The organism is Paracoccus pacificus (genome assembly GCF_042680785.1).
GTDB lineage: Bacteria > Pseudomonadota > Alphaproteobacteria > Rhodobacterales > Rhodobacteraceae > Paracoccus > Paracoccus pacificus.
Genome location: NZ_JBHUEN010000044.1, coordinates 1 through 8,786, shown reverse-complemented (window position 1 = coordinate 8,786; position 8,786 = coordinate 1). Strand labels below are relative to the sequence as shown.

The window sequence follows — 8,786 nt, the reverse complement described above, 5'->3', positions numbered from 1 at the left end:
AAACGTTACGGGGAAATAATCGATGTCCAGCATTCCATCCGCAAAGGGCATCGACAGCACGCTTGGGCTCGGGCACCGACGTGGCGCTCGAGACGGCCGACGCGGCGATCCTGCGCAACCGTGTGACCGATGTGCCGGGCAAGATCCGCCTCTCCCGTGCGACCATTTCGAACATCCGCCAGAACATCGCGATTGCGCTCGGCCTCAAGGCGATATTCCTCGTGACTACCGTGCTCGGGATCACCGGCCTTTGGATCGCAATCCTCGCGGATACCGGTGCCACCTTGCTGGTGACGATGAACGCCCTGCGGCTGCTGTTCTTCCGTCCTACCGGCACGCCTGAACCTGCGGGTCACGTCGATCTGACCGCTGAGACACGCCCCGATCGCGCCGCCGCAAAGACCTGAAAGGAACCCTGATGACCCTCACCCGCCGCGCCGTGATGGCCTCCGCCGCTTGCTTCGCCGCGACGGCACCGACCGCCGGACTGTCTCAAAGCTCTCCCGCGATCCACGTTCTGAAAGACCCGAACTGTGGCTGCTGCACAGCTTGGATCGAGATCCTCAAAGAGAACGGATTTAAGGTCACCACCGAGCGCAGCTTCGGCACCCTCCTGATCCGGCACAAGCTCGAGAACGGCATCCCCCAGAACATGACCTCCTGCCACACCGGCGAAATCGAGGGCTACATGATCGAAGGACACGTGCCGACGGCCGACATTCGACGGCTGCTATCCGAGCGCCCCGATGCCGTCGGTCTCGCCGTGCCTGGGATGCCTTACGGATCACCGGGCATGGGGCCAGAGGATGAGCGGGAAGCCTACGACGTGTTCCTGATCCTCGGAGATGGCAGGACGGAAATCTTCTCCAGCTACGAGGCTGCCTGACGGCGCCGATCTCAGGATCGCTGTGGGGCCACTGCACAAACCTCACACCGCGCAGTCGCAGCGAAAGTCAGGAAAGTCCCGCACTGCGGTTGTTCGTGCCAGGCGAGCGAAGGTCCGCAATCGCTATGCCGGATGAGCTCGACGCGCAGGCTTTCCAGTTTTGAGCACCGCGTTCAGGATGACGGCGAGCTTTCGCATGATTGCGGTGATGACCACTTTCGCGGGCTTGCCACGCTCTTTCAGGCGGTGCGCGAAAGCTTGCATCGCTGGATCGAGGCGGAGGGCCGTCAATGCCGCCATATAGAGGCTCGACCTGACCTCACGCCTCCCCCCTGAAATGCGACGTCGTCCTTTCAGCGTCCCTGAATCCTGAGCATGGGGCGCAAGACCAACAATCGAAGCGGCCTCTCCTTTGGTCAGCGACCCCAACTCTGGAAGATAAGCCAGGCAGGCCGCTGCCGTCTTTGGCCCCACGCCGATCACAGACGTCAGCAGGCCCGACTTCTGGCGGAACTCCGGCGTTGCGGCGACCAATGCGGCGATCTGAGTATCAAGCTCCTTGATCTCGTTGCTCATGGCCCGAACATGACGCTTCAGAGATCGTTCCACATGCTTGATCTGCGGATGCTCCAACCTGTTCTGCTCGATGCGGATCATCTGTGCCAGATCATCGCGCCGCCGCCGCAAGCCACGCAGCTCGGCCGTTTCTGGGGCGGGTGGCTGCCATAGCCGAAGATCGACCGATTTGGCGGCGAATAGCGCGAGCATTCGCGCGTCCACCGCGTCTGTCTTGGCAGAGAGGCCCAAGAATTTCGCGAAATTCCGTGTCCGCGTGCCATGCGCACGATGAGCTGGAAGCCCCACCTCGACGGCGCAATTCAGAACATGTCGCTCATATCCACCTGATGCCTCGCAGATCACGAAAGGGTTGCTGCCTTTCGTTTTTGCTTTGAGCAAGCGTCTGACCGCAGGCGCGGTGTTTGGGATGGTGACCTGCTGGTCGTCGGGCAGGCTGTGGACGGTCAGGCTCGCTTTAGAAACCTCAAACGCGATGATGTTCGTGCGATGTCCTTCGTGGAAGTTGCTGCTCATATGCTTGTCATGATCCTTGATTATGCACGGCCGCGAAGGCCCTTCTACCGTTCGGATGGCCTGACAGATGTGACGGGAGGCAAGATATTTTGCGACCGCACGTCGGGTCATTCCTCGGGGAGGCCCGCCCGTCACCAGTTCCTGGGATGGCCGTCCCAGAAACCGACTGCCTCTACTTTTCCAGTGTGGAAAGCGGAGACAATGACTCACGCATAATCCTCGGGGTGAGCCGCATATGCGGCGAGGGGCAGACAGCCCCTTTTCTTTCTGCTTGTCGGTTACCGTATTGTGGATAGCGTTTTGCGGGTTCTGATGTGCCTGCCGGAAAACTCCTTTCTGCGCCTCCCCCCTCCTTCGTCCGGGAACCGTGCCCTAATCTCGGCCGCTGCGCGCCCTCGATCCGAGCCATTCAGGGAGATGCGACCGGCTGCGGCTTCTGCGGTCTGTCTCGTCCCGAGCCAGATCCTCGCGCGCCGGTCCTGGTCGCCCTGCCCTGCCCGTCTCGGCCCATTCGGGTGACGGTCACTGGCGCGGGCGCCAATGGCGATCGCATCGCCCTGCAACTACTGCCGATCAGGATCTGGTAGCCCGCGCCTATGCGCGGGCTGCCGTCGGCCGGAGGATTCGTCCGGAGGCCGAACGCCCCGGCTTTGCCTTGGCCTCGTCACGCTGGCGCGCGCCGCGTCCTGGATTGAGGGCCTGTTCCGGCCCTCTTTCCAAAGGGTGGGTCCTCGCCATGCTCGCTTCCTCCACCTTCGCCTGACGGCTTCGGTTCCGTGCAGCTGCGCGTGGCTCCGGTCCCGGCTGCGCCGCCTTTGGAAATTCACCGGCCCGGTTCGCCACCTGGCAAGGCTTCAGGAGAGGGCGCGCTGCGCGCTTCTCGCCTGAAACCTTCGCCCATTATGGGCACCCCGACCGAGGCAAAAGACCAAGGCGGGATCGTCGCGAAAAAAGGAGGCCACAAATGGCAACTTTCGATCTTTACCAGACCATCACCGACCAGATCATCCGCAGCATTGAGGCAGGTACGCCCGCATGGCGCAAACCGTGGACCGGAGAAGCGGGCGGCGCACCTTTTCCGCGCCGCGCCAATGGCGAATATTATCGCGGCATCAATGTGCTGATGCTCTGGCTGGCCGCCGAGGAAAACGGCTATCGCAGCGCCTATTGGTTCACCTATCGCCAAGCGCAGGAGGCAGGCGGGCAGGTCCGCAAGGGCGAGAAATCATCAACCGTTGTGAAATATGGCACGGTTGATCGCAAGGACGAGGACACCGGCGCAGACAAGCGCGTTCCATATCTGAAAGCCTATCGTGTTTTCAACGCCGAGCAGATCGACGGATTGCCGGCGGATTTTCAGGCGAAGCCTGCCGATCCTGCCCGCGACCTTGGCACCGAAGCCGATGCCGAGCTTGACGCATTCTTTGCCGGGACGGGTGCCGATATTCGCCACAGTGACGAGCCACGCGCCTATTACGTCCCCGGCGAGGATTACATCCACATGCCGCCCGTCGCGACGTTCCACAGCGCAAGCGGATATTATGCGACCCTTGCCCATGAGGCGACGCACTGGACCGGCCATAAGTCGCGGCTTGATCGCTTTGGCCGCTTCAATGACCGGAAAGCTTATGCGTTCGAAGAACTGATTGCCGAGATCGGAAATTGCATGGTTTGCGCGAGCCTTGGGCTGACACCCGATTTCGACCAGTCGGCGGCCTATCTGAAAAGCTGGCTGCGGGCATTGGCTGACGACAAGCGCCTGATCTTCAAAGCTGCATCGGAAGCACAGAAGGCCGCCGATTGGTTGTTGAAAGCCGCGTCAACTGATGAGGCCGACGCCACCGAAGACAGGGCCGCCGCGTGAGCGGCCCATCGGAGGTAATGCCATGTTCTATGAATTGCGCGACCATCCCGACGATCTGCCAATCCGCTGCGGAACGCTGGCCGAGGCCAAGCGCCGCGCACGCATCCGCGTTGAGAGATTCGGATTTTCGGTCCTGATCTATGAGGTCAGTCCCTTCACTGGCGAAAAGCTTCTCGAAGAGATCGGCTGACAAGTACCGCCGCCTTCGGGCGGCGGGCTCGCCTTCGGCCTCGCCAAGTGGCCAGGTCAGCGCCGGCGTCTGCCGCGTCCTCGTCCGCCCTGCCCCGTTCAGGCCGTGCCAGACGTTTGAATGTCCTGAAGTTCCAACAATGCCGCTACGCGATCCTCTGGCGACAGTTCGGCGAGCATCCTTTTCGCCAGCCGCGACGCGCCTTTTCGGCCGAGCGGATATTCCGCCAGCTGCCGACCGGCGGCAATGAAATAGGCGCGCAGCTCATCGAATGTCGCCAGCGCGGCCCAGGACGCCGCCTCATCTTCATCATCGACAAAGGCCACCAGCGGAACGCCGGCACGCCATTCTTCCAGAATGACGCCCATCACCACCACCGCATCCGTTGGATCAGCATCATAGACTGCCTTCACCAATTGCTGCACTTTGATCAGTCGCTCCGACATGTGCATTTCGTCCCTCCGTCCGCTATGGGCGCGGCCTTTCGCTTTGCCCGGAAAACCTCAGGTTTTTCCGGGCAAAGCGGGAGGGCGAAGCCCTGCCCGCGGCCTTGGGGCTGTCGGTCAAGGGGTCTGGAAGGCGGGGTGGTGCGGCCCGCAGCCGCTTGCGGCGAGGACACGGCACGCCTGGAAGACGACGCCGAAGGCGGCGCTCGCCCCTTGACGGGCAGAACCGGGGGTGCTGGGCGGACAACTCATGTATATGAACGATCGTCGCGACGGGGGTGAGCACGGGCATCGCCCGTGTCGATCCCCCGGCGCGTCACCCGATCACCGCGGGCCGCGCTGACGCGCGGACCTCACAAGCATCTATTGTCGACACTAGCACCGCAATCGCCAGCCAAGACGGCATCTGGGGCCACTTCGCCTCGTTCGACTAGTGACCTTTGGATGATAACCATGCGTCGAAATGCGGCAGAAATTGTGCCCGCGCCCATCGTGACATGGGGGCTTCGATGCCGGTCATTGCCTCCGGATCGATCTCTTTCGCCAGCCGGCCATAGGCGGCCTGGCTGATCATCATGGATGTGTCAAACGGGTGGCTGGCATCCGTCATCCGCTCGCTTGGCACTTCTGTGTATTCGATGCCCGCCTCGATCCGCTCAATCAGCTGCGGACGCAACTCGCCCATGGCCTTGCGGAAGACCGCGCTGACCGGACAGCGGGCTTTTTCCGCACAGGCTGTTGCCCGTTCGGCCAGGTCGGTCGGGCAACGGAATGTGACGCGCAGCTTGACATTCGGCCCCCTGTCCGCTTCGACCGTCGCCTTCATGTCCTCAGTGGTCTTGCGAGGCTCTTGAGTTGTTGAACTATCAGGGGCTGATTTTGGTTCAGATGCGGTGATCGGTGCGGAAACCACTGTACGCTGCGCCAGCTCCTTCGGTTTTTCGGCTGGCTTCGGTGTCGGAGCTGATGCTTCCGCCGATTTCTTCGCTGGCGGCTTGGGCGCGGGTTTTTCGGCCGGGCGCGGGGCTTCCACTGGCTTTGCAACATCGAGACGAGCCGCAAAACTGTCATCGCGCTTGAGAACCATGCCACGATCCTTGAGTTTAGCCATCAGCTGTTCTCCTTGATGATGGTATCAAACTGATCGAGCAATTCGCCCATTTCGGTCAGGCCTGGTGCGATTGATTGCACGAGGCTTCGGTTCGGGTGCTTGTCACGGATGACGCCCAGAAGCCCGGTGTCGTTCATGCGCTCGTAGCAGGCCCGGTCCAGCACGAAATCTTCAAGTGTCGGCAGCGTCTCGAACATGATCGCGATCTGCGTCTTCGCGGATTCGCTGATCGATTTGCCGACATGGCTTCCGACCACACGAAATGGCGGCACATGATCGGGATCATCGACGCGGGTCTTCAGTTTTTCATGCCAGATGCCGGTTGAAGTGGTGTCGCGCACATCCTGCGATGACAGGCGGCAGGGCGAGACGATCAGATGCGCGGTCATCGCCATTTCGTCATGCGCTTCTGATGCACCGCCGAAAGTATCGATCAGGATCAGGTGATTCTCGTCCGGCCCTTCGTATAGTGACTGAATGTCCTCAAGCACCTTCTCGGCGCTCAATGTGCCGATCACATTGATCCGGTCATGCCAATAGCCCTGGCTGCGCGCTTCGTTCATCCATTCAGCGATGCCCTGGTTGCTGTCAGTGTCGAAGATCGTCACACGCTCGCCTCGGTCGATGGCCACAGAAGCAAGACCGCGCACGAGCGTCGATTTTCCGCAGCCACCTTTCTTGTTCATGACTGCGATGATTCGTCTGCCTGTGCCCATGATGCGCTATCCGTTCTGCGTGATGCGGTGTCCTTGATGCGTAACACGATAACCGAAAAGCGATAAGCGCTGTACCGCAAACGCGATACAGTCTCCTAGATACGCAATACGTCAAGCAATATGGCTCATGCGGTATACGTGCTCCAATTTGCGAACTGCTACAAACGACATGCGCGATGCAACAAACGTTATGCGCGATGCGTGATGCGATATAAAATGGCAGGCGCTGAGCAAAAGTGGCTGCAACATACGACATACGAAATCCAACAAGCAACATCCGTAAACCGTACTGCGCGATCCGTTGTTGGTGCCGGCGCTAGGTCGCACGGAGAGGGCGCGTGGGGCCTGCTGGCGGGGTTTGGCTATCACCCCTGCGGCTTGGTCCTGAATGGCCCTCTGACGGCGCTCTGCGCGCGCCTGAAGCGGTGTCGCGACGGCGACACTCCCTGGGGGGTAAGTAAACGGACCATATGTGCCAGAGCAACCGCTGCGATCGCCCCAATCGACGCAGCCTGCGGCCGCGATTTCCGATTGTTTGATGGGCGATCTTGGGCTACTCTGGCACATATGGGGAAGTGGCAGGAAATGCGGAATGTATACAAACCGTCTGACCGCCATCGTCGGGAGACTATTGATGGCGCGTAAATCGCTGACGAAAGACCAGAAGGCAGAGGCCATCCGCCAGTTGAAGGCGGGCGGGGCTGTTTCCACGGTTGCTGACGCGGTTGGTGCCGCGCCTGAGGCGATCAAGAAGGAAAAGGCCCTGAAACTGCGTCAATCCGAGGCGACCACGACCTATGGAAGTGTCGTTACCGTGCGGCTATCCCCCGAGGAGGTGCACCAGTTGGACAGGCTGAAAGGGGGGCTTGGGACCGCTAGCAGGTCGGACGTGCTGCGCACCTTGCTGCGGTCGAGCGTCGGGATGCTGGAATTTCCGCCCGAGCAGGCGGCGGAACTGGAGGCGATCAAGCACGAGCTGCACAAGATCGGCGTGAACATCAACCAGATCGCCTTCGCCGCGAACACCCGAAAGATCAAGCTGGCGAGGGGGGAGATGCACGCGCTGGATGATCTGCGGCTGGCCATTCCGAAGGTGCGGACCTTCCTGCAGGCGGTCGTTGCCGAGCAGCGGCGCCGTGGGGTGCGGCTCTTCAAGGCCTTCGTGGAGGCCGAGGCATGAGCCGGGGTGGGCTCGCTAAGGCGCTGATCGGCGAGATCGAGTTTCCGATCTGGAAGGGCGGGGCGGGTATGCTGGCTTTTCAGCAGGCCGAGGTCGCGCGCGAGTTCGACAGGTTCATGACGCCGAGGCCGAAGGTTTCCGGGCGGGCGGCGGGGCTGTGGCGAGTCACCCAGGGCTCTAATGCGGTGGTGCTGAAGAAGATCCATAATGGCGGCACCCACACCGGCAAGCAGCTTGGCAATCAGCTGGACTACCTGTTTTCCAAGGCGGCGGCGGTGTTCGGCAACATGGCCGATCTTGACCCGCGGGCCCGGACACTCGACGGCGATCAGCGCAAGGCTGTGGTCGATCAGTGGTCGGATGAATGGACCGGCGATCCGAAGAACGGCCAGACCACGCATCTGCTGGTCTCCTTCCCTTTCGATGTCAGCGCCGAGCGCGCCCGGCCAGTGGTCGAAGAATGGTGCATGGAGATGTTCCAGTCCGGTCTGCATTCGGATGGCGAGGAATGGGCCTATGTCGCGGCCCTGCATACCGATCGGGTCAACAAGCATGTCCATGTGGTGGTGAACAACCGGGGCCTGGAGCATGGCGACTGGTTCTTCATGGCGAAGGACCATGTCTTCAATCTGGATTTCATGAAGGAACGGCTGGTCGAGATTGCGGGCGGGCAGGGGATGTTTCTGGACAAGAGCAGCCGTCTGGATCGCGGCATCCTGACCTATGGGCCGTCGCGGGCCGAGATCGAGCGGGCTGCGCGTGAAGGCCGTGAGCCCGTCGAGGCCCGCCGCCAGGGCAGGGCGCTCAGCGATGCCCTCGATCACATTCAGCGCAATATCGAGACGCTGCGCAGTCTCGCGGTCGTGGCCACGCTCATCAGCGACGAGGACCTGGCCCGGAAGATCGAGGCCGCAGCCGACCTGCTGGAACAGGGCGGCATTATCAATCACAGAAATCAGGAGATCGTCATGGACGCTGAAACCATCCGCAATCGCGGCGATCTGGCCACTGCCTTCGGGAACTGGCTGGATGAAAGCGAGAAGGACATTTCGCGCCTGCCCGTGCAGGAGCAGCGCGAAATGCGTGAGGAACTCTACGGTATTGCCTCGGAGATCGTGCGCGATCTGGGCGATGATCGCGGCGCGCAGCTGATGCACCATGCCCCGCGCACCCCGGTCTATCAGGTGCAGATGGACGGAGATCGCATCACCATCGAGGACAAGCACAAGGGCGCCTCTAAAAATTGCAGCAATGCGGCGGTCGGGGTATGACGCGGGAGGCGTTCGACGGTAGGGGCATGG

9 protein-coding genes and 1 pseudogene are annotated in these 8,786 nt (G+C 61.4%); 6 read left to right on the top strand and 4 right to left on the bottom strand.

Annotation, left to right across the window (positions count from 1 at the left end):
• Together ACFSCT_RS16055 and ACFSCT_RS16050 are read left to right on the top strand one after the other, a co-directional pair.
• Positions 1-407: pseudogene (locus ACFSCT_RS16055) on the top strand (heavy metal translocating P-type ATPase); the annotation flags it as partial.
• A gap of 11 nt (positions 408-418) precedes the next feature.
• Positions 419-886, top strand: a complete 468-nt coding sequence (locus tag ACFSCT_RS16050; protein ID WP_121634690.1) for a DUF411 domain-containing protein — start codon at positions 419-421, stop codon at positions 884-886.
• Positions 887-1,009: 123 nt separating this feature from the next.
• Here the strand turns inward: ACFSCT_RS16050 and ACFSCT_RS16045 are convergent, their stop codons facing one another.
• Positions 1,010-1,978: an IS110 family RNA-guided transposase gene (locus ACFSCT_RS16045; protein ID WP_379144433.1), complete on the bottom strand. Its 969-nt coding sequence runs from the start codon at positions 1,976-1,978 to the stop codon at positions 1,010-1,012.
• Between the two features lie 964 nt (positions 1,979-2,942).
• Here ACFSCT_RS16045 and ACFSCT_RS16040 point away from each other — a divergent pair.
• Complete coding sequence (locus ACFSCT_RS16040; protein ID WP_379144431.1) at positions 2,943-3,842, top strand: ArdC family protein; 900 nt, start codon at positions 2,943-2,945, stop codon at positions 3,840-3,842.
• A 22-nt stretch (positions 3,843-3,864) separates the two neighbouring features.
• A complete protein-coding gene (locus ACFSCT_RS16035; RefSeq protein ID WP_379144429.1) occupies positions 3,865-4,032 on the top strand; it encodes a hypothetical protein in 168 nt (55 codons plus the stop codon).
• Positions 4,033-4,130: 98 nt separating this feature from the next.
• Here the strand turns inward: ACFSCT_RS16035 and ACFSCT_RS16030 are convergent, their stop codons facing one another.
• The 3 genes from ACFSCT_RS16030 to ACFSCT_RS16020 all read right to left on the bottom strand — a co-directional run bounded on the left by ACFSCT_RS16030 (position 4,131) and on the right by ACFSCT_RS16020 (position 6,305).
• Entirely contained in the window at positions 4,131-4,478 is a 348-nt protein-coding gene (locus tag ACFSCT_RS16030) for a hypothetical protein (protein WP_271073548.1), read from the bottom strand.
• A gap of 430 nt (positions 4,479-4,908) precedes the next feature.
• Positions 4,909-5,589: a hypothetical protein gene (locus tag ACFSCT_RS16025; protein WP_379144427.1), complete on the bottom strand. Its 681-nt coding sequence runs from the start codon at positions 5,587-5,589 to the stop codon at positions 4,909-4,911.
• Positions 5,589-6,305 (bottom strand): nucleotide-binding protein, encoded by a 717-nt coding sequence (locus tag ACFSCT_RS16020; protein ID WP_379144426.1) that lies wholly within the window; start codon positions 6,303-6,305, stop codon positions 5,589-5,591. Before ACFSCT_RS16020 ends, ACFSCT_RS16025 begins: the two co-directional genes overlap by 1 nt.
• Positions 6,306-6,939: 634 nt before the next feature.
• Here ACFSCT_RS16020 and ACFSCT_RS16015 point away from each other — a divergent pair.
• Positions 6,940-7,485, top strand: coding sequence for a ribbon-helix-helix protein, CopG family (locus ACFSCT_RS16015; RefSeq protein ID WP_379144424.1), 546 nt, complete (start codon positions 6,940-6,942; stop codon positions 7,483-7,485).
• On the top strand, positions 7,482-8,756 hold the full coding sequence (locus ACFSCT_RS16010; RefSeq protein ID WP_379144421.1) for a relaxase/mobilization nuclease domain-containing protein: 1,275 nt from the start codon (positions 7,482-7,484) through the stop codon (positions 8,754-8,756). The genes ACFSCT_RS16015 and ACFSCT_RS16010 overlap by 4 nt, the downstream gene beginning before the upstream one ends.
• Positions 8,757-8,786: the final 30 nt, after the last annotated feature.

What these genes read in the sequence shown, in the direction of transcription:
- ACFSCT_RS16015 (WP_379144424.1), top strand. Translation starts at nt 6,940, where the DNA reads ATGGCGCGTAAATCGCTGACGAAAGACCAGAAGGCAGAGGCCATCCGC.
- ACFSCT_RS16045 (WP_379144433.1), bottom strand. Translation starts at nt 1,978, where the DNA reads ATGAGCAGCAACTTCCACGAAGGACATCGCACGAACATCATCGCGTTT.
- ACFSCT_RS16010 (WP_379144421.1), top strand. Translation starts at nt 7,482, where the DNA reads ATGAGCCGGGGTGGGCTCGCTAAGGCGCTGATCGGCGAGATCGAGTTT.
- ACFSCT_RS16025 (WP_379144427.1), bottom strand. Translation starts at nt 5,589, where the DNA reads ATGGCTAAACTCAAGGATCGTGGCATGGTTCTCAAGCGCGATGACAGT.
- ACFSCT_RS16035 (WP_379144429.1), top strand. Translation starts at nt 3,865, where the DNA reads ATGTTCTATGAATTGCGCGACCATCCCGACGATCTGCCAATCCGCTGC.
- ACFSCT_RS16040 (WP_379144431.1), top strand. Translation starts at nt 2,943, where the DNA reads ATGGCAACTTTCGATCTTTACCAGACCATCACCGACCAGATCATCCGC.
- ACFSCT_RS16020 (WP_379144426.1), bottom strand. Translation starts at nt 6,305, where the DNA reads ATGGGCACAGGCAGACGAATCATCGCAGTCATGAACAAGAAAGGTGGC.
- ACFSCT_RS16050 (WP_121634690.1), top strand. Translation starts at nt 419, where the DNA reads ATGACCCTCACCCGCCGCGCCGTGATGGCCTCCGCCGCTTGCTTCGCC.
- ACFSCT_RS16030 (WP_271073548.1), bottom strand. Translation starts at nt 4,478, where the DNA reads ATGTCGGAGCGACTGATCAAAGTGCAGCAATTGGTGAAGGCAGTCTAT.